The organism is Paenibacillus sp. MAHUQ-45, assembly GCF_058133325.1.
Genome location: NZ_JBYUPV010000009.1, coordinates 90,078 through 113,969, shown reverse-complemented (window position 1 = coordinate 113,969; position 23,892 = coordinate 90,078). Strand labels below are relative to the sequence as shown.

Sequence of the window (23,892 nt, the reverse complement as noted above, 5' to 3'; positions counted from 1 at the left end):
CAACATCATCAACCTTAATTTTACTAACAAAATAGCGGCATGTATACTCCAGTTGTGCAGATCAGGAAATGCACTAGCCGAGTGAAAGAAAGCGGGGAAACACCATATGTCAGCCAAAAAAATCAACCGATTATCATTCTTTCAGTCCTATGACGGAGCAGTTTGGCTTCAGTTCACAGGCACTATTCTCAGTTCATTAACAATGTTCATGATCCGGCCCTTTCTGGTCTTATACCTGCATGACCAAATGAACGGCTCTGTGCTGCTGCCGATCCTGATTGTCGGCCTACAGCCCGTATTTGGCATCTTCGTCGGAATCGGCGGCGGGAGCCTCAGTGACCGATACGGACGCAAGCCGGTCATGGTTGCTTCACTGCTGCTGCAGACTCTATCCTTCGCGGGCTACGCCCTGGCGGACGGAATTCTCTTGTTCGCAGCCGCCTCCATCCTGAATGGGATCGGCTCCGCCCTGTTCCAGCCAGCGGCCAGCGCCCAGATCTCCGACATTGTCCAGCCGGAAAAGCGGGCAGAGGTCTACGCGCTGCTGCACATGGCGCTAAATTTCGGCGCTGCCTTCGGTCCCGCTCTTGGACTCATGCTGTTCTCCTGGAACGTGCATATCGTCTTCTGGAGCGCCGCATTGCTGCTGGCCGCCTATTCAGGGCTACTCTGGCTTCGCCTGAAGGAATCGGCACCGTCCAGGCTGCGGGGAAGCGGACATTCGACTGGGCCAACCGTGCCTTGGCTGACAGCAGCCAAACAGCCAGAGAACCGGATGATCCTCTGGCTGACACTCTGCTATCTGCCTGTCGGCTTTCTGTATGCCCAGGTGGACTCTACATTACCTTTTCACCTGCAGACTCATTTCGATAACTATAAAGCCGTACTTGCTACGATGCTAACCTTCAACGGTGTGACGGTCATCCTGCTCCAGTTGTTGGTCGCCAAAGTGACGGCACGCTTCACCGCACGCCGTATGCTCAGCATCGCCTACCTGCTCTTCACTGCAGTCGCACTGGGCTACGGCTTCGCCCCCACACTTGTCCTGCTTCTGACCGCAGAGTTTATCTTCTCTGTCGGCGAGATGCTACATGGACCTCATGCACAGAAAGCCATCGCTGAGATGGCTCCAGCAGAACAGAGAGGTTATGCCTTCGCCATCTATGGCATGGGTCCTCAAGTCTCCAGGGCGCTTGGCCCACTGTTGGGCGGCATTATCCTGGATCTCTGGAACGGCACTGCCCTGTTCGTGCTGATTGGCCTGTTTACCCTGATCATGGGGAGGATTCAGTCAAGCTTGTTACGCGATGCTGCTGCTTCAGGGAAGAATCGCTCGACAAGCACTCCCGCTAATCCTCCTGTTGCTTAACATATCGCTCCTCCAGCTCCTTATCCGCAGCCAGTTGCTTACGGTAGACAAAGGCAGAGAGGAACACGCTGAATTCATACAGAATCAGCAGCGGAATCGCTACCAGAAAGTCAGAGATGAAATCCGGCGGAGTAATCACGATCCCGATAAAGACAAGGACGAAATACGCGTAACGCCGCAGTTTACGCAGGCGCAAAGGATTCAGAATTCTGATTTTCGTCAGGAACATCACTACCAGCGGTAGCTCAAACAGCAGTGCCATCGGTAAAACGAGGCTGAACATAAACTCGAAATATTGAGCAATACCATAGGTTTCTTCCAGTCCCATATCTCTTGTGATGGAGATCGTAAACGAAAGTGCCATTGGAAACACAATAAAATAAGCGAATAATACCCCAAGAATAAAAAGAATAAATACGTAAGGCACATAACGCAGTGCCGCTTTCCGCTCCACCTCACGCAGCCCTGGGCTGACGAATGCCCATAGCTGATAGATGATAAAAGGGACGGATATGGCCAGTGATACGGCCATGGCAATCTTCATGTACATCCCGATCCCATCCCAGAAGGAGAAGGCATGCAACACGAAGCCTTGTGCCAGATCGGAACGGATCAGATATTCGTAGATCGGCTTGCCGCAGAACAATCCGCCCACCAAACCCAGAACAAAAACAATTAGCACATAAATAATCCGTTTGCGCAATTCGGTGAGATGATCTACCAACGACATCTCATCACCCTTCACAGACATGACAGACACCACCCATGACACAAAATAACCCCACAAAGCATGGAGCTCGCTGCTCTGTCACCATACTTTGTGGGGTTTTCTGATACTAATTTACAAAAAGGGGGCGCTCTCCAAAGTCACAAGTCGACTTAAGAGAAAACCCCCGCCTTAATTGTTCTATTATTCCGGCAGACGTCTGTCCTGCGGAACATTGGTCGCTGCATTCTGCGGGGCTTCCGGCGCTTGCGCTTCGCTCTTCTTAGCCGGCTCAGAATCACCGACGATATCACGTGCACCTTCCTTGAACTCGCGGAAGGTTCGTCCAACTGCCCTACCCAGTTCGGGAAGCTTATTCGGACCAAAGAGCAACAGCGCCAGTATCACCAGCAAAATAATTCCCGGAGTACCAATTCCACTAAACATTGTTCATCCTCCTTGTCATTCTGTCCGTTCATGATATCGTTTACGTCGATTTAATAATACCATAACTTATATCACACATCCATCGATTTTCTTCGAGTGATAGGGTGATATGACAAGACAATGACCCGGAAAAACAACATTACTGGCGATACTGTCCAGTCACCATCAATAATGCCTCAGGAAGCTGGTCCATAATGGCCGCCAGATTCTCATGCACACCCTTCGGCGTACCCGGCAGATTCACAATCAGCGTACGCCCGCGTATGCCGCAAATGCCGCGGAACAGCATCACTGCGCGGTTCTTCTGCATAACCGTGCTACGCATCGCCTCCGAAAGTCCTGGTACCTCCCGCTCAATGACACGCCGTGTGGCTTCTGGCGTTACATCGCGGATGGCAAGATCCGTCCCCCCAGTGGTAAGCACCAGGTCCGCCTGAAAATAATCAGTCAATTCTATTAAAGCAGCAATAATCTCATCCTGCTCGTCAGGGACAATTCGATATTCAACAATCTCCCCTCCAAGCTCTTCCTCTACCAGCTCCCGGATCACCTGGGCGCTCGTGTCTTCCCGTTCGCCCCTGGCCCCTTTATCGCTGGCCGTCAGGATTGCTGTTTTCCACGCCATAGGTTCGCCCTCCCTCTCTTATATGCTATGTATCGTTATGCAGTGCAGCGCGCTTCTAGAGCTTCTGCACTTCTTGCTGTCAGGGGTTATCCCTTGAAAAATTCTCCACTATGGCAATCCAGCACGCCATGCTCCGTAATCAGCATGTCCATAACAGCATCATGATCATCCATCGGTACTTCTTCCACGATCTGCATGCCATAGGCTAGCCCGATCCACAACGGGGTGCTCATTCCTTTATAGAGATCGCCGGCCTCCCAGGATGAACGCAGACGGTCATAGTAACCCCGTCCATATCCGAGGCGTCCGCCCCGGGTATCAAATGCCAGTCCCGGTACGAATACTGCGGCCGGGAGTTTGCGGGAGACCATAGTCTCCGCATCTTCTCCGGCCGCTATCGGCTCCATGATACCATACGTACCGACGGACAGCTCCTCCCAGGAAGTGACCTGGTGCAGTGTCATGGTTCCGCTACTGGGAACAACCCGGGGCAACATTACCTCGCACCCTGCTTCCCAAGCGCGTGTAAGTAGCGGCCTGGTGTTCAGCTCTGAACGGAAGGATACATAGGCCATAATTGAAGACAGCGTCTCAGACTCGCCCCATGCCCAGGCATGGCGGCAGACCCTAGCGGACAGCTCACTGCGCTGCCCTGGGGACAGACTGTCCCGGGCGGTAGCCTGCTGCACCCGCAGCTCGCGCTTTCTTCGCGCGAGCTCTTCATGCAAGCCCGTCATAAGCTTCCGCCTCCCTCTTCTGTCCGTCGTTTCTCCTAGTTTGTAAGATTAGTTTACCACTCTTCTCCCCGGTTCGCCAAGATAGCCCGAAGACATGGTTTTGCGTACGGGCGTTCCCCGTGTCCCGGGCCCAGTTCGTGAAACGTTCGGGTCTTCTTTCCTTCTGACAGGCTCTCGCACCGGAAACGCTTTTCATGTAAACTAAGAGGAATACGTGATTATAGCGGCTGAGGCGACAGCGCCAAGGCGTAATATGCAAGGGTGGAGGTTTCATCATTATGCTTCTTCAAGCAACAGGAATTACGAAATTATATGGAATACAAAGCGTGCTGGACGGCATCAACCTTCAGGTTAACGAAAAAGAACGGGTGGGACTGGTCGGGGTCAACGGAGCCGGGAAGTCCACTTTTCTGCAAATTCTGGCGGGTGAACTTTCTTTTGACAGCGGGCAAATTCATAAATCCAAAGAAACGACAATTGGCTATCTGGCCCAGAATAGCGGACTGCAATCGGACAAGACCATAGAGGAAGAAATGCTGGCGGTCTTCGCTCCATTAATAGAAGCTGAATCTGAACTGCGGCGGCTGGAGGAACAGATCGCGGATCCTGCGCTCGCAGAGGACCCCAAACGGTACGAGGATCTGCTGGAACGTTATTCCCGTCTGTCCGACTGGTTCAAGGACCATGGCGGCTACGAGATGAATACCCGGATTCGCAGCGTTCTACACGGTATGGGTTTCGGCGACTTCGCACCGGATACTCGTATCTCCACCTTGAGCGGCGGGCAGAAGACTCGTCTTGCATTAGCCCGGATTCTGCTTCAGGCCCCGGACCTGCTGATGCTCGATGAGCCTACCAACCATCTGGACATCGAGACATTGACCTGGCTGGAGGATTATCTTCGTGGGTATTCGGGCGGCATTCTCGTGGTTTCCCATGACCGGTATTTCCTCGACCGGCTGGTGACCACGATTGTAGAGATTGAGCGGCACCAGTCCCGGCGGTACACGGGCAATTACAGCCGTTATGTAGATATCAAGGCCGCCGAATATGAAGCTAGGCTCAAGCAATATGAGAAACAACAAGGCGAGATCGCCAAGATGGAGGAGTTCGTACAACGCAACATCGTCCGGGCCTCCACAACCAAGCGGGCTCAGAGCCGACGCAAGGCGCTGGAGAAAATGGACCGAATCGACAAACCGCTAGGCGACCTGAAAAAGGCCAACTTCGCTTTTGAGCCAGACTTCATGTCAGGAAAAGAAGTTCTACAGGTGCGGGATGTGTCGGTTGCCTTCGGTGAAGATCAGCCGCCGCTATTCCGCAATGCCTCCTTTGAACTACGCCGGGGCGAGACCGCTGCGCTAATTGGACCGAACGGGATCGGCAAGTCGACGATGCTGCAATGCCTGATGGACACACGCGAGCCTTCGGCTGGAACGGTAAACTGGGGCACCAAAGTTAAAATCGGGTACTACGATCAGGAGCAGACACGCCTAAATCCGCGAAATACGGTACTGGAAGAGCTGTGGAGTGAATACCCGATGCTGGAGGAAGCCAGAATTCGTACAATCCTCGGCAACTTCCTATTTAGCGGTGAAGATGTCCTGAAGAAAGTCTCTGCACTGAGCGGTGGGGAAAAAGCGCGGGTAGCGCTCTCCAAGCTTATGCTGCGCGGCGCTAACATGCTCATCCTGGATGAGCCGACCAACCATCTGGATCTCGTCAGCCGGGAAGTGCTGGAGTCAGCCCTGATTGATTTTGAAGGCACACTGCTGTTCATTTCCCATGACCGTTATTTCCTCAATAAAATGGCAGAGCGTGTGCTCGAGCTGCACCCGGATGGCATTGACCCGTATCTCGGCAACTACGACGATTATATTGAGAAAAAGCGGGAGCTGGAGGATATCGCCCAGGAGGCCGCTGAACAGGCTGCGCTCAAGTCTGCCACCAAAAATATCGACAAAGAGCCACCTCCCGCCGAGAAAGGCACGGCCTCTTCCTTTGAAGCGGACAAACAGGCCAAGCGCGAGGAACGTAACCGCCAGCGGCGCATCGCTGATCTGGAAGAGAGCATCGCAACATTGGAAGAAGAGATTGCTGTCATAGAGAATGAGATGACCAAGCCGGAAGTTTACCAGGATTATATGGCACTTCAGCAGCATGAAGAAGAACTGAAGGACAAGAAGGAACGATTGAGTCAATTTTTTAGCGAATGGGAAATCCTTGCTGACGAATAATGTAAATCGACTTCAAAAATATATTTTAACAGTTCCCAATTTGTTCAAATATACTTATCCACAACTCTATCCCCAGTTTTCGTGCATAACTCTTTGTTAAAATCAGCCCTTCGGGGCTTTTTTTATGGATTAAATCGCCCTTTCTGTTGTCAAGGAAATATTATCCACTGAATTATACACATTATCCACAATTTCCACAGAATGTTCCCCCTCTTTCCAGCCTGATCAAATCCATTAAAAAAAGAGCTGGTATTGCTGATTTTACGCACTTTTTACACAATTCGGCCGGAATATGTGGATAACGTTGTCCACACCTTGACAAAGGGATTTCCCCTTAATATTTCCCGTGATTTTATGGCAAAAAAGAACCCGCTATCTCTCGATCAGACAGCGGGTCTAGTCAATATAAGACAGTTAAGTATGGGCGATACCCGCCCTTCAACCGAATCCTGAAGAACTATGGAGCTGAGAATCGCGGATAAAACGGCCCCCGGCGCGATCGTAAAGCCGATTTCTAGCGGCGATCTGCCGAACAGGTTGGCCAGCGCAAATCTTTAGCTATTCCGCTTCCACACTCCGTGCAGAGAGAAGCGCCGCGTTGCAGGCTGCAATGTAGGCCAATCCGGCGGCCATTACAATATCTTGGTGAATCGCCGTACCCCTGAATTTGACGCCGCCCCATTCCACCATCACAGCGGCCTCGGCCTGAGCATTCTCACCGCTGCCCAGCGAATGCAGCTCCAGCCCGGCAAAATCAATATCTTCCGCAATTCCCTGCCCGATTGCGGCAATAATTGCTCCGAGAGGGCCATCGCCGGTGCTGGTATGGGAGGTCTCACTGCCGCTTTGCAAGTGGCGCACGGTCACGGCGGCTACACGCCGCTCTGCGCTTCCAGCGAGCACCTGTACCTCGCCCAGTTCATAGACCTGAGCCTGCTGTCCAGTGGTGCTGCTCACCATCTGCAGAAGCTGTTCGTCGCTGACAACCTTTTGCCGGTCAGCAGTCTCTTTGAACGACTCGTACAGGGCATCCAGCTCCGCCGGTTCCAGTGTAATGCCGTATTTTGCAGCTCTGTCCTTCAGTGCATGACGTCCGGAGTGCTTGCCCAGGATAATCATACTGCGTGGAATACCAAGGCGTTCCGGGTCCATGATTTCATAGGTGCTGCGATCCTTCAGCAAGCCATCCTGGTGAATGCCTGACTCATGTTGAAATGCATTTCTACCGACGACCGGCTTATTGTAAGCAATGGGAAAATGCATTGCGCTGCTGATCAGTCGTGAAGACTCATACAGTTGATCCAGGGCAATCCCCGTCTCTGCACCCAGCACATCGCCACGGGTCTCCAGCGCCATCACCAGTTCCTCCAGTGCACAGTTGCCTGTTCGCTCACCGACACCGTTGACGGTCACCTCGATCTGTGTCGCGCCTCCCTCAATGGCCGCCAGACTGTTAGCCACAGCAAGCCCCAGATCATTATGACAGTGGGCACTGTAGATAACTTTATCTCCGCCTCTTGCCCCCAGCCGCACCCGCCGGAACATTTCGCCATATTCATGCGGCAGTGCATAGCCCACCGTATCCGGCAGGTTAATAATAGATGCGCCTTCTTCAATGACAGCCTCCACCATCTCAATCAGGTCATCAATGTTCGTTCGCGCGGCGTCCATCGCCGTGAACTCCACAACATCTGTGAATTGACGGGCGTATGCCGTCATCTCACGAGCTTTTGCCACCACCTCGGGTCTGCTCATCCGCAGCTGATGCTGCAAATGGATGTCCGAGGAGGAGATAAATAAGTGAATCCGCCGCCGCTCAGCATCACGGGTTGCTTTTACAGCGGCATCAATGTCACCTTTGACCGCACGAGCAAATCCGCAAATTTCCACGTTTCGAATCTTGCGCGAAATGGTCTCTACCGCGTTAAAATCACCAGGGCTGGACACAGGGAATCCCGGCTCCATCACATCTACACCCAGTTCGGCGAGCTTGTAAGCCAGCAGTATCTTTTGCTCTGGCGTCAGGCTTGCACCAGGCGCCTGCTCACCGTCACGCAGCGTAGTATCAAAAATCTGAATTCGTTTCTTGACTGGAATAATCATGGTAAATCCCTCCTGATTTATGTGTTTGATTCGGGTTTGTTTTGGGTTCGTTCTTGGGGTTCGTTCTTTGGTTCGTTCTTTGGTTCGTTCTTTGGTTCGTTCTTTGGCTCGTTCTTTGGTTCGTTCTTTGGTTCGTTCTTCGATTTGTTCTTTGGTTCGTTCTTTGGTTCGTTTTAGATTTGTCTTGGGTTGCTTCTTGTTCCCTCTGCTAACAGACACCAGAGACGTTATTTCCTCACCACCAAACGTTCCAGAAAATAACGGACACCAGAGACGCTATGAGCAGAAATTCTGTGTAAAATCAATGGTTTGGGAGAAAATAGCGCCCCCTGAGTCCGTTACATGTTCCAGAAGCGACTTGACGGGCAAATAACGACGATAGGGTCCGTTAGCCCCCATGCATGCGTGTCAACCTTCTGAAGCAGTGGTTTTGGCAAGCACTGATGATGATGTTGAGCCTAATTTATAAGGCTACTTCTCATCAACAATCGTAGAGAATGGCGTTTCTCAATAGCCTAAGATTATCCTGTTATTTCCACAAACTTAGCGTTTACAGCTAATTAGCAGGAGGATATCCTGTTAATTTTAGTGGTGTGGCTACGGCACTTACTCTGTACTTGCTCTGTACTTGCTCTGTACTTGCTCTGTACTTGCTCTGTACTTGCTCCACACTCTCTTTCGCCCTTCTGTACACCCTCTGCGCACTCCTCTGTATGCGCTCTTCACTTGCTCCACACTCTCTTTCGCCCTTCTGTGTACCCTCTGTGAGCTCTCTGTGTACCCACTAAACTTACTTTGCACTCGCTTCGTATCCAACTATGAAAGCCGCTTTGTGCAATGTGTATCCACTATAGTCTTACTTTGGACCTACTCTGCACTGCTGGTGTACCTACTGTTTACTCACTGTACATCCTTTGTGTGCCTTCGTTATGTTCATTGCACACAGCCGCATGTCGACTTGCGGCTATGCTATTCCCACCCACTGCTGCCGGCAGCTAGATGACAGTAGGAATTCCGCTGTTTACGCGGAACTCCTACTCTCTGTGCCCTGCGGACCTGGATGCAGCTACATGCCCCATCCGGTCCGTAGGAACGCAAAAACCCGCCGTCTCATATAAGAGACGGCGGGTTTCCCCTCCGCGGTACCACTCTTGTTGGCGCACAGTCGAACAGAATCATATCATCCGCTCGCTGAATTGCACCCAGCTCCTCTTCCCGGCAGAATGCTGATGTTCATCGTCATCCTGCGGGAAGGTCCGGTAACGGGGACGAACCGTAGCGGCCTACTGTTGTTCAGCCGCTCCGCTCCCGGGCGAGCTTCAAAGATTCTGGTGACTGCGTCGCACCTTACCGCAGCTCTCTGAACACCATCGTCTTTTACTACTCCCGTTCACAGCGTATATTTTTTAGAAAAAACCATACAAAAAAGCCTGCCATCTCATTCAAGAGACGACAGGCTGTTCACCTTCGCGGTACCACTCTTGTTGATACTCCTGATATCGGCTTATCTACACCGATACTGAAATATCCACTTAACAGCCAAACAAGCCAACTGGACATGATGTCCATCACTTTGCTTGACCACCCTCTCACGGAGGTTAACCGTAACGATGTACACAAGGACCCGGCGTGCACTGCCAGACAAGACCCATATTAGGGCATCCTTTGCTTCCACCGCTCCGCTCCCGGACGAGTTCAGGTCTCCTTCGACTGCGTTGCACCATCCCGCAGCTCTCTTAACCCGGAGTTTCCTTACTGCTTCCATTCATTGCGTTTGCGTCAATTTATAATTGAACTGATTATACCCAGACGACGAACTGAAGTCAATAGGCGGGAACGGACCATTTTTCCAGCGAAAATCCAGGGTCAGCCACCATATCGAGAGGAATGCCACCCTCATGCTTCCATTTTACATAGGCAGCCGCACCGATCATCGCCGCATTGTCAGTGCAATAAACCGGAGGAGGAACGATCAGCTCGATGCCTTCTTGCTCACAGCGGGCCGTCAGCGCTTCGCGCAAGCCCTTGTTCGCAGCCACACCGCCACAGAGCAGCAATTGTTTGGCACCGTTAGCCCGAACGGCCCGAACGGATTTTTCAACCAATACCTCTACAACCGACTCCTGAAAGCCCCGAGCAATTCCGGCCACATCCGGCGTCAGACCTTTCATCTTGCTCTGGTTGACTACATTCAGCACGGCAGATTTCAATCCGCTGAAGCTGAAATCATAAGAATCCGGCTCCAGCCACACTCTAGGCAGCGGCACGACTTCTTCGGCTTCCCGAGCCAAACGATCCACATGAGGACCTCCTGGATACGGGAACCCCAACGCACGCGCTACCTTATCATAGGCTTCACCCACCGCATCGTCGCGAGTACGGCCAATAATGTTAAAACGGCCTTCCTGCTCCATATGGACCAGCTCTGTATGTCCGCCAGAAACCACCAGTGTCATGCAGGGATACTGCAATTCAGCAACGAGGCGATTGGCATAGATATGCCCGGCGATATGATGTGTGCCGATCAACGGCTTGTTCCAGGCAAGCGCCAGACTTTTGGCAGCTACCACACCTACCAGAAGCGCCCCCACCAGACCCGGACCCTGCGTGACAGCAATGGCCGTCAAGTCCTCAGGTGTTACGTTTGCGGCCGACATCGCCTCTTCGATGACCAGCGTCATTACTTCCACATGCTTACGCGAAGCAACTTCAGGCACGACCCCGCCGAAGGCCCGGTGAGTCTCGATCTGGCTAGAGATGATGTTGGATAACACCTCACAGCCATCCTTAACGACAGCCACCGAAGTCTCGTCGCAGCTTGTCTCGATTGCTAATATAATCACAGGCTGAAGTGCACCCGTTTCAGTCTTCATTTATGGTCCACGCTTCCTTCCAAAATGCTTGGCTCCTCGTATGCCGGAAGTTCGGCCCACATAATGAGCGCATCTTCACGGTTATCGGAGTAATAACCTTTGCGGGTACCCGCCGAGCGGAAGCCTTTTTTGCGGTATAAATTTTGGGCAATTTCGTTGGTTACCCTGACCTCCAGCGTAATGGCCTGCATGCCCAAAAAAGCTGCCGTTCTCATCAGCTCGTCCAGCAGGCGCTCCCCCCATTTGCGGCCCCGGTAGGCCTCCAGCAAGGCAATGTTGGTCACATGGGCCTCATCCACGATCGCCCACATTCCAGCATAGCCGATAATATGACCAGCCAGCTCCATCACCATATATTTGGCAAAATGATTGTGTGTCAGCTCGTTCCGGAAGGCTTCCTCCGTCCACGGCATTGTGAAGGCTTCCCGTTCAATCACTAGAATATCGGGGATATCCTCCACCTTCATCAGGCGAAAAACAAGACCCTCTCCCTGCCCTCTTACTGACTCCGCTTCCGTCATCGTTTATTTATGCTCCCTTCTCTGCTTAACTGCAGATTGGCTTCCGCTTCCGAAAGCTGGGTATAGTTAGGTATAATGCTGTGCAGGTCATCACTGTCTCCTTGCTCCAGCCTTGCTTCGCCGAGCAGCCCGGCCCAGCGTCCCTCCAATTCATAAGGAACTGCTTCTAAGCGTGCAGATGCGGCCTCTTGCAGCGGCCGCAGTGAATCTTCGCTGGCATGCAGCGCCGTCTCACCGACAAACCAGAGCCTGCGCGGTTTGGTGCCTGAGGCGGCAGCTTGTTCCAGCCGCTCGCCGAGCCGCAGCACCCAGTCCGCCATCAGGCGGATGGCGTCCGGTTCCAGGCGCACCGGCGCACCGCTGTCAGCAGCTGCGAACAGCGCAGTATAGGCTTGCCCGCGGCGGGCATCCAGCAGCGGGATAATCCAGTCCGGGCCATAGGTACCGGCCCCGGACTCAGCCGGAACGCCGGCAACAGCATCGCTGGCGGCGTCATCCTGCCGGTTCGCCGCAGCCTCTCCGGCGAGACCGGCCTGCCAGCCGCCCCATGCCAAGGCATGCAGGCTGGATACACCGGCCACGGGCAATTTCCAAGCCCAGGCCAGTGTCTTGGCTGCAGTCACGGCAATACGTGTTCCGGTATAAGAACCCGGCCCAACGCCGACCGATATACCGGACAGGCTGGCAAAGTCCGTTCTCGATGCCTCCATTGCCTGCTGAATGATCGGAAGCAGGTGAACGGAATGATTCCGTTCGCCAGATGCATTGATCTCATGCAGCACAGCGCCTCCTTCTGTGACGGCAACCCCCAGTGTAGCCGTCGATGTATCAAGCGCCAAAAACCGCTTGCGCGGCTCTATATTTTCATTCGTCATTCTTCTTAACCCCGTTCTGTTCCAGAGTCCGGCACCATTCATCATAAGGCTCACCGGTCCCCGTTACCGTGATGATACGTTCGTTCGGGCCAACCGTCTCCATGCATATATGCAAATGTCGCGGAGGCATCAGCTCAGTGATGATACTACTCCACTCCACCAGGCAAACCCCTTGCCCGTAGAAATATTCATCCAGACCCAGCTCGTCTGCTTCCTGAACCGATATCCGGTATACATCCATGTGGTACAGTGGCAGACGACCCGCATACTCCTTGATAATTGTAAATGTAGGGCTGTTGACGATGCCCTCTACACCCAGATGACGGGCAAAGCGTTGGGAAAAAGCTGTCTTTCCTGCTCCCAGATCGCCGTCCAGTCCGATTACGGTACCAGGTACCGATGCAGCCGCCAGAGCAGCCGCAAGCCTCTCTGTATCCTCCAGGCTGTTGGAATGGTATTTGAGCACCGATTCGACATTATTGTCCAACTTCAATACCACCTTTGAATAAGTCCGTAATCGTCAGATTACACAAGAAATCTGTCGAAGTACAATACAATTAATTATATCGGTATGATTGTTTTACCGCAACAACGGTGTCATTTTTGAGATTCGCAAGTAGAAACGGTTTTGCCGTCCTTTGAGGGACGGTATCCGTTGCAGCGAGAAATATAAGGATAATTTATAGCGTAAAACATATAAATTCATATATTTACAAAAAGGCCCCTTGCCCACAAAATGAGCAACAGGCCTGCCGCAGATGATGCTGTTAAGACAGCATTATACTATTTTTTATTATCTCGTTCTTTACTACACAGTTCGTTACTACGCAGTTCGTTACTACGCAGTTCGTTACTACGCAGTTCTTTACACGTAGCTCATTACACGCAGTTCTGTACACACAGTTCTTTACACCTAACTTTATTACACCATTCTTTTGACGCTTTTCCTTGTATAGCCCGCTTAGCGCTTCTCTTCCAGCCGTTCCACGCCTACAGTATGTGTATTGGTCGGACGTGATCCCACCTGCACGGTAGCCATGCCGTTCTCGGCATCCACGTGCTCAATCCAGACCGGCTCACCGTCCAGCAGAACCGAGATCATTTCCTTGGAAGCATAAATATCCTGTGCCCGCCTTACATCCATGTTATATCCTCCTCACTTGTGGGAAAAATTAGATCGTATTATGTTTTATTCTTTTGCTTGATAACAGCCGGAACTTCGCCAATAGTCTGCTCTGCATCCAGCTTGTCTGCTTCCACACTCTCTTCATGCTCTGGCGTGCTCGTCGTGACGGCATTCCAATCAACTACCTCTGCAGGAATGTCCTGCTCACTCAAGGCGTCGCTCCACTCGTTCCACGATTTGTCCACCATTTCCCCTCCGCCGTTCACTTCATATCACCACGCTGATTGCTGAATTCCAATATCTTGCCTGGCCTTATTTTTTCCCATCGTTCTCAAAAAATGCATCCGGCTAGAAAAACGTATCCAGCCCAATACTAAGCCAAAGCAAATCCATGCCCTTATGCGCTTATAACACTAAAAGCAACAAGATAACCGTTCAGGAGGCGATATCATGCATACCGTTTGGAAAGGAGCCATCAGCTTCGGGCTTGTACACGTTCCGGTCAAAATGTTCTCCGCTACGGAGGACAAGGACATCTCGCTGCGTTACATCCATAAAGAATGCGGCAGCCCGCTATCGTATGTGCGCAAATGCCCAGTCTGCGACAAGGAAGTCGCCTGGGAAGAGATTGGCAAGGGTTACGAGTACGAGAAAGGCAAGTTTGTCACCTTCGATAAGGAAGAGCTGGACCAACTGAACGAAGAAAGCAGCAAGAATATTACGATCCTCGATTTCGTCGATTTGACGGAGATTGACCCCATTTATTTTCAAAAAACATACTATCTCTCCCCCGATCAGGCCGGAGGTAATGCCTACCGGCTATTGATGGAGGCCATGCGCCAGACGGGCAAAATCGGCATCGCCAAAATCTCCATCCGCTCCAAGAGCAGCCTGGCAGCTATCCGGGTGCTGGAGGAATGCATTGCCATTGAAACGATTTTCTACCCGGACGAGGTGCGTCCGGCTTCCCAGGTACCCAATCTGCCAGGTGCTGGCGCCGTGAACGACAAGGAACTGGAAATGGCCAAGCTGCTGATCTCTCAGCTGTCCACGCCGTTCGACCCGTCTAAATATACAGATGATTACCGCCAGCGGATGCTGGATCTCATCTCACATAAGATCGCGGGCGAGGAGTTCCATATCGCACCTACCAAGCAGGAGAGCAATGTGATCGACCTGATGGCCGCACTGCAGGCCAGCATCGAAGCCGTCCAGCATGTGCCGACAGATCCCGGACCTTCTATGTCCGGCGCCAAGAAATCAAAGGCTGCCGGTACGGGGAAAAGAAAAACGGCAAAGACCTCTGCGGCGGAACCTGCGGTCACGCCACTTGCAGGATCTGCAACACCTGTTGTGGCTTCCCCTATGGTTACGCCTCCGGCCGGTACCGTACCATCTGTAGGAACTTCTCCTGCCGTAGCACCTGCTACTGAAGGAGCTCCCAAGGTTGGCCCCATTCCGGTCATTGCACCGACTAAGACTAAGCGCCGCAGCGCCAAGTCCAAAGAAACGATTTCTTAGGGGACCGACTGATGAAGCTGAAGCCGGTGATTCCCTTCGAGCCCATACTAGCCAAACAGCTTCCACTGGGTGACCAATGGATCGCCCAGATCAAGTGGGATGGCGTTCGCATGCTGTCCTATTACGACGGAAGCAGCACCGAACTGGTTAACAGACGTGGTAACCGCCGCACGCTCCAGTATCCCGAGCTTGCGGATGCCACTGCTTATTGCAAAGCAAGCTCCGTCATTCTGGATGGCGAAATTATCGCCCTCAGCGGCGGCAAGCCTTCTTTTCACGAAGTTATGCGGCGGGATAGTCTGAGGACAGAAGGCACGATCCAATTTGTAAAGCAGCAGGTGCCGATCATGTATATGGTCTTTGACATCCTGTACTGCAATGGCTTATGGCTGCTCGACCAGCCGCTGCATAAGAGGCAGCAGCTTCTGACTGAAATGCTGCTGCCTTATCCTCATGTGCAGAGTGTTCCAAGTTATACCGATCCGGCAGAACTGTTCAATGCCGCTCAAAAGGGCGGGCTCGAAGGCATAGTCTGTAAGGACATCAACAGTACCTACGCCCTGAGTGGCAAGGACAAGCGCTGGCAGAAGCGCAAAATCATTCAGGATCTTGTTGCGGTTGCCGGAGGAGTCACCTTCCGTGACGGAATGGTCAACGCGCTGCTACTTGGTCTGTATGACGATGAAGGCGAGCTGCATTATATTGGCCATGCAGGTGCGGGCAAGTTGACCGTGCAGGATTGGCAGGAGCTTACCCGGTACGCACATGAAGCGCCAGCTCCAAGTATGCCTTTTGCTACGCTGCCCCAGCGGAGCAAAGCAGCCTTCTGGATCATGCCGCAGCTCTGCTTTAAGATCCACTTTCTGGAGTGGAATACATCTGGAACACTCCGCCAGCCTGTCATTCAGGCCCAGGTGGATATTCCACCACAGGACTGCCTGTTAAGTCAGCGGAGTGCAGCCGCGTTGACTTAAACAGAAAAAATAAGCGTTCTTCCGGAGCTGCCGGAAGGACGCTTTTCACATGATTATGGATTGATTATGATGAACCGTGCTGAAAATATGGCGGGATGTACACAATATTGCTAACGGGAGATAAAGCCTGAGGAGGAGTCCAGCATGCCCACTGCAGTCAAAGGTTCCATCACAATAGAGGGTCAAGAAATCGCCATCACGAATCCCGATAAGCCCCTATGGCCAGAAGTCGGCATTACGAAGAAAATGTATCTGCAAAAACTTGCCGCGCTCTCACCCTATCTGCTACGTTACTGCCGGGACCGGCTGCTGACTGTCATTCGCTATCCCCATGGGGTATCCGGTATGTCTTTTTATCAGAAAAATGCGCCCGAGCCACTTCCGGACTTCGTTCACACTTATAATCAGGACAACATCTCCTATATTACTTTACAGGGTTTGCCCGAACTGATCTGGCTAGGCAATCTTGCCGCGCTCGAATTTCATCCTTCCCTGCACTACGCCGGAAGCGTGCTACCCTGTGAATGGATGATTGATCTGGACCCTTCCCGCGAGGAGGAGCCTCGCATTATGGAAGCAGCCTCAATAGTAGGTAAGGTGCTGCAATCCCTTGGTCTCACCTCAGTTCCCAAAACTTCCGGAGCAACAGGCGTTCAAATTATCGTCCCGATTACCCCGGGTGTAACCTTTGACGACCTTCGAACGGTAGGCCATTTTGTCGGACGTTTTGTGACCGAGAAGCACCCGGAGCTGTTCACCTTGGAACGGCTGAAGAAGCACCGCGGGGATAAAATTTACTTTGACTATCTTCAACATTACGGCGGCAAAACTCTTGCGGCCCCTTACACCCCCCGAGCTCGCCCGCTCGCAACCGTCTCGACACCTCTTACCTGGGAAGAAGTTGAACGAGACGTCTCGATTACCGATTATCATCTGCTTAATATCGAGGAACGGCTGCGCCAAATGGGCGACCTGATTGCCAGCGTCCCCCCACAGCCGATAGAAGCGATTGTGCAGCAGCTTTCCTAAAAAGAACAGCATCCAGTGAAGTCCTTCTTATAAGGAGGGCTTCTTTTTGTCGTGCCATTATTATTTCAGCAATAGCTCTCCTATCAGCCACTGTCCAGAATCGGTTCAGTATCAAAATGTACAATCAGTTGTGCAGATAATGTCGATGTTTTGAGAGATATGTCATATGCAATATTTCCAAGGGGGAAAGTAGTCTATGGGCAAGAAACAATCGTTAAAAAAGAAATCTGTAACTATATTATCTACCACGGTGCTGCTTGGTACTTTAGTACCTCACGCATTCGCCTCGTCATCGTATACGGACATCTCTAACTCTTACGCCAAAGATGCGATATTGGAACTAACGAACAAAGGGATTATCAATGAAACTGGGGATGGCAAATTCAATCCGACCGGGATCATCTCCAGACAAGACTTTGCGATCATTCTGGCTAAGACACTGAATCTTGATTTAACTTCTCCGCCAGCGTTAGCTACGTTTAGCGATGTCCCAAGTAATTCCTACGCCTTTAATGCCGTGGAGGCAGCTGTGAAGGCAGGACTCGTGAAAGGACTGGGCGGAGGAAACTTTGGAGCAGCGAATACGCTGACTCGTGAACAAATGGCTGTTATTTTTATGAATGCATTAGCTGTTGATATCACCGGAAAAGGCCAGAATCTAACCTTCAGCGACGCCTCCTCCATCTCAGATTGGGCCAAAGATTCTGTCGCCGCTGCCTTGGAATTGAACTTAATGAGAGGTAATTCTGACGGCTCCTTCGGACCGAAGAAAAGTGCGCTTCGTCAGGAAGTTGCTCTGGTTGCTTCTAAATTCCTCGGCGAAAAATCAAAACAAGATATAGAGAACCCAAGTCAGCCAGCCACACCGGAACCTGTACAAGGGGTCGTTATTCCACAATCCACACCAATTGCAGGGGGCTCTAACCTGACACCAACACCTGAGCCAACACCGACGCCGGTACCATCGTCGACACCAACTCCGACGCCAGAACCATCATCGACACCAACTCCGACTCCGGTACCATCATCGACACCAACTCCGACTCCGGAGCCATCTTCGACACCAATACCGACACCGGTACCAACACCGGAACCAACACCAACACCGGTTTACGAGACATCATCTGCGTTTGCACTTAGTAAAAGAATTTACAATAGTAACTTCACGGAACAGCCAAAGACATTTACCGTTAGCGACGGTGTAAATACAGCAACGATCACAGCGGATCAAAACTATGAGGACATGAGAGATTTTGTGCGCGCCTTAAATACGGCTTTGACCGAAGGTCATGTGAACGCCAAGGCAGCGGTCGTTGATTTATTTAGCTTTAAAATTGTCTCAGATGTGACGGGACCGAATGCTGTTCTTTACATTGGGGGAGAAGATGCATCCCATGCATTTAACAAAGCGGAGTATCGCGGATCAAATCTATCTGGCGTAAACGAAGCTCCAACCATTCAGGATTTACAGATTATTTCACGAGATGAGCCTACTGTGGGAGATCAACTCCTTGCTGATTTTGACTATATTGACGCAGAGAACGATGAGGTTGATTCCTTGAATTATCAATGGTATCGTTCTGAATCCCTGGAGGCTTCCGACAAGACAGCCATCTCTGGAGCCACTAATCAATATTATCGATTGACTGACGAAGATCTTGGAAGCTACATTACACTTAAGGTTACACCAATAGCCAAAACAGGAACCAAAACAGGAACCACCGCTACCAAAACACTGAATCAGATTATCAAATCAAATGTGCCAACAGTCGATATCACAAAATTTGAAGTTATTGACAATTACAATAGTGAACAGGATCAAATCAGAGGCTTGGCTGGCGCGGTTAGTGAACCGGACACTGTAGTAAAGGCTTATCGCTGGGAGGATCTTAACGAGAACGGCATCGTGGATGAAGAAGACCGCTTGGGAAGTCCGATTAATCTTGGCTTAAGTCAGTCGGACGGATCACTCCCTGCTGCCAATATCGGCGATCTGGATGCAGGGGTATATAGCTATATCCTTACCTCCACGAATGATAACGACAACGAGTCTCCGCGCGATGCGGAACATGCGTTTACGTTCACTCTGCAAAAAGGAGTTCGTCCGGCTGTACCAACATTGCCTGCAATTAATTATGGTTTCAATATTGGAACGGATTTCATACACTCCAAGTTATATCAAACCGGATCTCTTCAATCCGTAATACGCCTTGACTATTTTACGGGGGAAACTTTTTCGAATGGAATCTTGGAAGTTACAATGGAAGGACTGACGTTCACCACTAATGACTATATAGCTGTAGGCGGGTGGAGGAATATAACAGCGGAGGAAATAAGCAATGGGGGGCATACCCTGACTATTAAGAACATATCAGGCTTTAAGCAGGACGTCGCCTTCGAGCTGTATAATAAACGAATTCCGGCTGTAGGGGATTACCTTATTCGCTTTAGAGCAGATGCCGATGGCATCGGAACCCAGAAGTCCTTTTCCGAAGAACAACAAATTACATTGAAATCGGTACAACCGCTATAACAACATTTTAACAATGCAAAAAGCGCAAGCCCCAGGATGCGGTATCCTTTCAGCTTGCGCTTTTTTGTATGCCTTTAATAAAAAATGCAGAAGGTATTCTATATAAGAATACGGCACATAAAGAGGGTTCTGCCGTATTTATTGACCGATCGTTCGTAAATATACCTTCTTTCAGTGAGTTAAAGCCCGTACTCGAGCTTTGCTAGTGGATGGATTTTTTCTTGAAGCGTCCACCCTTGACATCATGGATATTACCAATCGCAACAAATGCGTCAGAATCCCAATCCTCTACAATAGCCTTCAGCTTAGCTTCTTCCAGACGAGTAATGACCACAAAGATAACCTTCTTGTTCTCGCCGGAGAATCCGCCTTCTCCATCCAGATACGTAACACCGCGCCCAAGGCGCTCTGTCAGCGCTTCTCCGATATCCCGGAATTTCTCGCTGATAATCCATACCGACTTCGACTGATCCAGACCTTCAAGTGTAATATCAATCAATTTGAATGCTATATAATAGGCAATAAGTGAGAACATTGCATTATTCCAGCCGAACACAAAGCCTGCACCCGATAGAATAAACAGGTTAAAGAACATTACAACTTCGCCTACAGAAAACGGTAGTCTCTTGGCAACCAGAATCGCCACAATTTCCGTACCATCTAGCGATCCGCCATAACGGACAACCAGCCCGACGCCAACCCCTAGAATGATACCGCCAAATACGGCAGCCAGCAGTGGATCGGAGGTAAACGGCTTAACCGGATGCAGCAACTGAGTTCCAATGGACATCAGAACTACCGCAAATAAAGTGGATAAAGCGAACGTTTTACCGATTTGCTTATAGCCGATCAACAGGAATGGAAGGTTAAGCAGCGTCAACAGAATACCGAGGGGAATATCAAAAATATGCGACAGCATGATCGAGATCCCTGTAATACCACCGTCAATCATCTGATTCGGTACAAGGAATATCTCCAGTGCAACCGACATCATCGCTGCTCCTATAGCCAGCATAACAACTCGTTGTGCAAGCTTCGCCGTTTTGATCGCTCCGGACTTTTGCGTTTTGCCTTCTTTCGTCAACAGTTCGTGACTCACATTCATAGAACTCCCCCTACAATTACAGTATAATTTTGAAACATAAGATATGAGGTTCATGGCTTACATTTCTGTTTTGTACACTTTATTATATCATAAATAAACGTTTCATAATGAATGGTTCATGTAAAAAACGTTCAAGAATTTTGTTGTTTGTCACTTTTCCTGTCATAGGAGCGGTGATAACAGCTGACAAATGCCCTCGCCCAGCTTGACAAATCTGCTTCTCTCTCTAAATTGCTCTGGATTTATAAACTCACTGTGCTTCAAATCCCGCTGAAATCCATCCGCCACCGCTGAGATAGCTTTAAGGTCTAGCAGCAATGCTGTCAGCTCAAAATTAGAGTAAAAGCTACGCATATCAAGGTTTGCGCTGCCCACGGCCGCGAGCAAATCGTCGGCCACCATGATTTTGGCATGCATGAATCCTTTGGTATAGCGGTAGAATTTCACACCTGCATCCTGCAAATTCTCCAGATAAGACAAGGATGCATAATAGACGACCCAGTTGTCTGGCTTCGCTGGGATAACTATCCTGACATCAACCCCTTTGAGCACTGCATTCTTCAACGCCCGGCAAATCGCGGGATCAGGAATGAAGTACGGCGAGGAGATCCAGATTCGACTCTTCGCAGCGCACAGGGCTCCAAAATACATCTCTTGTGACGCATCCATCTGCCCATCCGGCCCGCTTGGCACAATTTTCACCGACTCCTTTCCCACGCAAGAATGAGCAGGGAATAGACGGGGGTGACTTACCCCTTCTCCGGAGGCCAGCTTCCAGTCCTTTAGGAAGACGTATTGTATAAAATAAACGGCGTCTCCCTCCAGACGCAGTTGTGTGTCGCGCCAATAGCCTATTTTGGGATTACGGCCGAGATACTCGTCCCCCACATTCATCCCACCAGTAAAACCCACTAGTCCATCTACGATCAAAAGTTTACGGTGGTTCCGATAATTGAAGCGTCCTTCCAGCAGCGAAAGCAGTGGCGGCAAAAAGAAATGCACCTCGACACCGGCTCTACGCAGCGTCCGGATATATCTGCGGCTCAGGGCATGACTGCCCATCCCATCGCACAGCAGGCGTACCTTAACCCCTTGCCGGGCTTTACGAATCATTACATCCTGGAATCGATCCCCGATCTCATCATCACGAAAGATATAGAATTCCAGATGAATATGCTCACGGGCGCCTTCCATTGCTTCCAGCATAGAGTTGTATGCCTCCTCTGTACTGGAGAGCAGCCTGGTGGTATTACAGCCGGTAATTGGACTTTTCGACAGCCCAGCCAGCAGGGACAGCAGCTCTCTTTGCTGAGCGAACTGCGGATTTCCGCACTCCTCCAGCTTGTTGACCACACGACTTTTGCCAGAGACATGAGCGTGAATTTCAGGCTGACGGGTAATGCACTTTTGGCTCACTGAGCATTTTCTCCGGAAATCACGACCTAATGCATAATAGAAAAGCAGCCCCAGCGGGGGACAGCAGAAAGTAAGGAACATCCAGGCTACCGCCCGCTGCGGGCGCCTAAATTCAAGCAGCAGAATTACAGCCAGCTGAACAATAAAGAGAACTAGAATTATGGCAAGCACCTTCATACAGCCGACTCCCCCTCAGTAATCAGAGCGCAGCCATCGTGGCCCAAGGCTCTTCTCTTCTTTTTTTCAACAAACCATTGTCATGTTCCCGAAAGATATCGAATACATAGAGTAATAGGACAAATCGGATAGAACTGCGGAACGATCCACTGCCTGCCCGCAGCAATACAGGAGCGGCTGCCTAAAGCCGCAGGAAGGAGACGCTATGAAAAGCCAGCCAGATCGTAGCGGCATCACACTGCTCGTTGTCCGGGATGCTGGGCGTCCGGTCCGACAGCTGCAGCTATCCAGGCCGATGGCGTTGGCCCTGCCGGCTGCAGCCGCTCTATCTATCTCCAGTCTGGTCACCTCCATGCATTTTCATGCATCGAAGACCATTGCTGAACTGGAAGCAGAAGCTGCTGCGCTATCTTTGACCAATCTTCGTATGGAAATGCAGGTCGCGGACAAGGACCAGACATTGCTCCACCTGCGCAGTCAGGTCACGGATTTGTCGGAGGAGGCCGAGAATATCAGGGACCGGTTGAAGAATGTAAGTGAGCTTGAGAAGCAACTGCAATCCCTTTTGAACAAAGAGAAAACAACACCAACTGGCGCAACGCCCGCTACGACCTCGGGAAGTCGTTCCGGAACGGATAAGGAAAACTCTGCTGCTTCCACGCTGAAATCTTCCTCTACTGCGGGCCAGAAAGGTTCTGTCTCAGCTGCAATTGCTCCCACCTCCGCATCTGCATCCAAAACGACTGCCAGTACAGTCAGTACGGCAGCTACCAGTAGTCAAGAGGATTCATCCACTACTAAGGCATCCTCGGTAATTTTCGTACCGGAGCCTGCTGCATCGCCCGCTTCCCCCGCTATCCGCTTCCGGATCGGAGCCATGAGGGGCATCATTGGTGATACCGTAACTCCACAGGTAGGCGGTGAATATATCGCCGTGCATCAGAACGATCCTTTTCAGCTAATTGAGGATACTAAGGACGATTTTGAGGAAATTCACAGTATTCTGGATGAAATGCTGAGCCGGATCTCCAACACCATTCATCAAGCTAAAGAAGCTAGCACCCAAGCTGCCCAGAAGCAGGCCAAACAAGTGGAAGCCCAAAAGCAAAAACTGGATTCTGGGGTAACGTGGCCGACGCTTTCCAAAGTCATTTCCTCGAATTTCGGCTACCGCTCTGATCCGTTTAAAAGTGTGTCTGCTTTCCATGCCGGCATCGACATCGCAGCAAAAACTGGAGATCCTGTCTTTGCCGCCCTCTCCGGCGAAGTCGTCGCTGTCGACCAGCAAAGCGCCAGAGGCAAATATATTGTCGTCAAACACCCGAACGGACTGGAGACATGGTACATGCATCTTAGTGGAATGAATGTTTCTCCTGGAGAAAAAGTAATCAAAGGACAAAAAATTGGTCTGGTGGGCAGTACAGGGCGCAGCACAGGCCCCCATCTTCACTTTCAAGTGGTCAAACAGAACAACCCGGTGAATCCGCTGACATATGTAAAGCCTTAAAACTATGTACT

Annotated in this window: 20 protein-coding genes and 1 other annotated feature; of the genes, 7 read left to right on the top strand and 13 right to left on the bottom strand. The window is 51.0% G+C overall.

Going from position 1 to position 23,892, the window contains the following annotated elements:
* The first annotated feature begins 106 nt into the window (after positions 1-106).
* Entirely contained in the window at positions 107-1,369 is a 1,263-nt protein-coding gene (locus AC3Y23_RS19635; RefSeq protein ID WP_379202081.1) for an MDR family MFS transporter, read from the top strand.
* Here the strand turns inward: AC3Y23_RS19635 and tatC are convergent.
* From tatC to AC3Y23_RS19615, 4 genes are all read right to left on the bottom strand, one after another.
* Positions 1,350-2,120: a twin-arginine translocase subunit TatC gene (gene tatC / locus AC3Y23_RS19630; protein WP_379202079.1), complete on the bottom strand. Its 771-nt coding sequence runs from the start codon at positions 2,118-2,120 to the stop codon at positions 1,350-1,352. The two genes, AC3Y23_RS19635 and tatC, sit on opposite strands and share 20 nt — an antisense overlap.
* 159 nt (positions 2,121-2,279) lie before the next feature.
* The gene (locus tag AC3Y23_RS19625; RefSeq protein ID WP_379202077.1) at positions 2,280-2,522 is read right to left on the bottom strand and encodes a twin-arginine translocase TatA/TatE family subunit; all 243 of its coding nucleotides are present in this window, start codon (positions 2,520-2,522) and stop codon (positions 2,280-2,282) included.
* Positions 2,523-2,661: 139 nt separating this feature from the next.
* Complete coding sequence (locus AC3Y23_RS19620; protein WP_020429419.1) at positions 2,662-3,147, bottom strand: MogA/MoaB family molybdenum cofactor biosynthesis protein; 486 nt, start codon at positions 3,145-3,147, stop codon at positions 2,662-2,664.
* A gap of 86 nt (positions 3,148-3,233) precedes the next feature.
* Entirely contained in the window at positions 3,234-3,884 is a 651-nt protein-coding gene (locus AC3Y23_RS19615; protein WP_379202075.1) for a 5-formyltetrahydrofolate cyclo-ligase, read from the bottom strand.
* A 278-nt stretch (positions 3,885-4,162) separates the two neighbouring features.
* Between AC3Y23_RS19615 and AC3Y23_RS19610 the strand changes: the two genes are divergently transcribed.
* Entirely contained in the window at positions 4,163-6,121 is a 1,959-nt protein-coding gene (locus AC3Y23_RS19610) for an ABC-F family ATP-binding cassette domain-containing protein (RefSeq protein ID WP_379202073.1), read from the top strand.
* A gap of 558 nt (positions 6,122-6,679) precedes the next feature.
* Here AC3Y23_RS19610 and AC3Y23_RS19605 read toward each other — a convergent pair.
* The 7 genes from AC3Y23_RS19605 to AC3Y23_RS19575 form a co-directional block, all read right to left on the bottom strand.
* Positions 6,680-8,224, bottom strand: a complete 1,545-nt coding sequence (locus tag AC3Y23_RS19605; RefSeq protein ID WP_379202071.1) for a 2-isopropylmalate synthase — start codon at positions 8,222-8,224, stop codon at positions 6,680-6,682.
* Between the two features lie 1,114 nt (positions 8,225-9,338).
* Positions 9,339-9,627 (bottom strand) — a binding site (T-box leader).
* 420 nt (positions 9,628-10,047) lie between these two features.
* Positions 10,048-11,097 (bottom strand): tRNA (adenosine(37)-N6)-threonylcarbamoyltransferase complex transferase subunit TsaD, encoded by a 1,050-nt coding sequence (gene tsaD, locus AC3Y23_RS19600; RefSeq protein WP_379202069.1) that lies wholly within the window; start codon positions 11,095-11,097, stop codon positions 10,048-10,050.
* Positions 11,094-11,618: a ribosomal protein S18-alanine N-acetyltransferase gene (gene rimI, locus AC3Y23_RS19595; RefSeq protein WP_379202067.1), complete on the bottom strand. Its 525-nt coding sequence runs from the start codon at positions 11,616-11,618 to the stop codon at positions 11,094-11,096. Before rimI ends, tsaD begins: the two co-directional genes overlap by 4 nt.
* Positions 11,615-12,493, bottom strand: coding sequence for a tRNA (adenosine(37)-N6)-threonylcarbamoyltransferase complex dimerization subunit type 1 TsaB (tsaB, locus tag AC3Y23_RS19590; protein WP_379202064.1), 879 nt, complete (start codon positions 12,491-12,493; stop codon positions 11,615-11,617). The genes rimI and tsaB overlap by 4 nt, the downstream gene beginning before the upstream one ends.
* Complete coding sequence (gene tsaE / locus AC3Y23_RS19585) at positions 12,483-12,980, bottom strand: tRNA (adenosine(37)-N6)-threonylcarbamoyltransferase complex ATPase subunit type 1 TsaE (protein WP_379202062.1); 498 nt, start codon at positions 12,978-12,980, stop codon at positions 12,483-12,485. The genes tsaB and tsaE overlap by 11 nt, the downstream gene beginning before the upstream one ends.
* A gap of 474 nt (positions 12,981-13,454) precedes the next feature.
* Positions 13,455-13,637, bottom strand: coding sequence for an H-type small acid-soluble spore protein (locus AC3Y23_RS19580; protein WP_379202060.1), 183 nt, complete (start codon positions 13,635-13,637; stop codon positions 13,455-13,457).
* 38 nt (positions 13,638-13,675) lie between these two features.
* Positions 13,676-13,885 (bottom strand): hypothetical protein, encoded by a 210-nt coding sequence (locus AC3Y23_RS19575; protein ID WP_379202058.1) that lies wholly within the window; start codon positions 13,883-13,885, stop codon positions 13,676-13,678.
* 184 nt (positions 13,886-14,069) lie between these two features.
* Between AC3Y23_RS19575 and ku the strand changes: the two genes are divergently transcribed.
* The 4 genes from ku to AC3Y23_RS19555 all read left to right on the top strand — a co-directional run bounded on the left by ku (position 14,070) and on the right by AC3Y23_RS19555 (position 19,676).
* Positions 14,070-15,140 (top strand): non-homologous end joining protein Ku, encoded by a 1,071-nt coding sequence (gene ku, locus AC3Y23_RS19570; protein WP_379202056.1) that lies wholly within the window; start codon positions 14,070-14,072, stop codon positions 15,138-15,140.
* Between the two features lie 11 nt (positions 15,141-15,151).
* Complete coding sequence (locus tag AC3Y23_RS19565; RefSeq protein WP_379202054.1) at positions 15,152-16,114, top strand: ATP-dependent DNA ligase; 963 nt, start codon at positions 15,152-15,154, stop codon at positions 16,112-16,114.
* Between the two features lie 144 nt (positions 16,115-16,258).
* Positions 16,259-17,143 (top strand): non-homologous end-joining DNA ligase, encoded by an 885-nt coding sequence (ligD, locus tag AC3Y23_RS19560; RefSeq protein ID WP_379202052.1) that lies wholly within the window; start codon positions 16,259-16,261, stop codon positions 17,141-17,143.
* A 196-nt stretch (positions 17,144-17,339) separates the two neighbouring features.
* Entirely contained in the window at positions 17,340-19,676 is a 2,337-nt protein-coding gene (locus tag AC3Y23_RS19555; RefSeq protein ID WP_379202050.1) for an S-layer homology domain-containing protein, read from the top strand.
* Positions 19,677-19,878: 202 nt separating this feature from the next.
* Here the strand turns inward: AC3Y23_RS19555 and AC3Y23_RS19550 are convergent, their stop codons facing one another.
* Positions 19,879-20,826 (bottom strand): YitT family protein, encoded by a 948-nt coding sequence (locus AC3Y23_RS19550; protein ID WP_379202421.1) that lies wholly within the window; start codon positions 20,824-20,826, stop codon positions 19,879-19,881.
* 117 nt (positions 20,827-20,943) lie between these two features.
* Positions 20,944-22,374: a cardiolipin synthase gene (cls, locus tag AC3Y23_RS19545; RefSeq protein WP_379202048.1), complete on the bottom strand. Its 1,431-nt coding sequence runs from the start codon at positions 22,372-22,374 to the stop codon at positions 20,944-20,946.
* 205 nt (positions 22,375-22,579) lie between these two features.
* Between cls and AC3Y23_RS19540 the strand changes: the two genes are divergently transcribed.
* Complete coding sequence (locus AC3Y23_RS19540) at positions 22,580-23,881, top strand: M23 family metallopeptidase (protein WP_379202045.1); 1,302 nt, start codon at positions 22,580-22,582, stop codon at positions 23,879-23,881.
* Positions 23,882-23,892 lie beyond the last annotated feature (11 nt).

Coding starts and splice junctions, on each gene's coding strand:
- AC3Y23_RS19635 (WP_379202081.1), top strand. CDS start 107: ATGTCAGCCAAAAAAATCAACCGATTATCATTCTTTCAGTCCTATGAC.
- tatC (WP_379202079.1), bottom strand. CDS start 2,120: ATGTCTGTGAAGGGTGATGAGATGTCGTTGGTAGATCATCTCACCGAA.
- AC3Y23_RS19625 (WP_379202077.1), bottom strand. CDS start 2,522: ATGTTTAGTGGAATTGGTACTCCGGGAATTATTTTGCTGGTGATACTG.
- AC3Y23_RS19620 (WP_020429419.1), bottom strand. CDS start 3,147: ATGGCGTGGAAAACAGCAATCCTGACGGCCAGCGATAAAGGGGCCAGG.
- AC3Y23_RS19615 (WP_379202075.1), bottom strand. CDS start 3,884: ATGACGGGCTTGCATGAAGAGCTCGCGCGAAGAAAGCGCGAGCTGCGG.
- AC3Y23_RS19610 (WP_379202073.1), top strand. CDS start 4,163: ATGCTTCTTCAAGCAACAGGAATTACGAAATTATATGGAATACAAAGC.
- AC3Y23_RS19605 (WP_379202071.1), bottom strand. CDS start 8,224: ATGATTATTCCAGTCAAGAAACGAATTCAGATTTTTGATACTACGCTG.
- tsaD (WP_379202069.1), bottom strand. CDS start 11,097: ATGAAGACTGAAACGGGTGCACTTCAGCCTGTGATTATATTAGCAATC.
- rimI (WP_379202067.1), bottom strand. CDS start 11,618: ATGACGGAAGCGGAGTCAGTAAGAGGGCAGGGAGAGGGTCTTGTTTTT.
- tsaB (WP_379202064.1), bottom strand. CDS start 12,493: ATGACGAATGAAAATATAGAGCCGCGCAAGCGGTTTTTGGCGCTTGAT.
- AC3Y23_RS19580 (WP_379202060.1), bottom strand. CDS start 13,637: ATGGATGTAAGGCGGGCACAGGATATTTATGCTTCCAAGGAAATGATC.
- ku (WP_379202056.1), top strand. CDS start 14,070: ATGCATACCGTTTGGAAAGGAGCCATCAGCTTCGGGCTTGTACACGTT.
- AC3Y23_RS19565 (WP_379202054.1), top strand. CDS start 15,152: ATGAAGCTGAAGCCGGTGATTCCCTTCGAGCCCATACTAGCCAAACAG.
- ligD (WP_379202052.1), top strand. CDS start 16,259: ATGCCCACTGCAGTCAAAGGTTCCATCACAATAGAGGGTCAAGAAATC.
- AC3Y23_RS19555 (WP_379202050.1), top strand. CDS start 17,340: ATGGGCAAGAAACAATCGTTAAAAAAGAAATCTGTAACTATATTATCT.
- cls (WP_379202048.1), bottom strand. CDS start 22,374: ATGAAGGTGCTTGCCATAATTCTAGTTCTCTTTATTGTTCAGCTGGCT.
- AC3Y23_RS19540 (WP_379202045.1), top strand. CDS start 22,580: ATGAAAAGCCAGCCAGATCGTAGCGGCATCACACTGCTCGTTGTCCGG.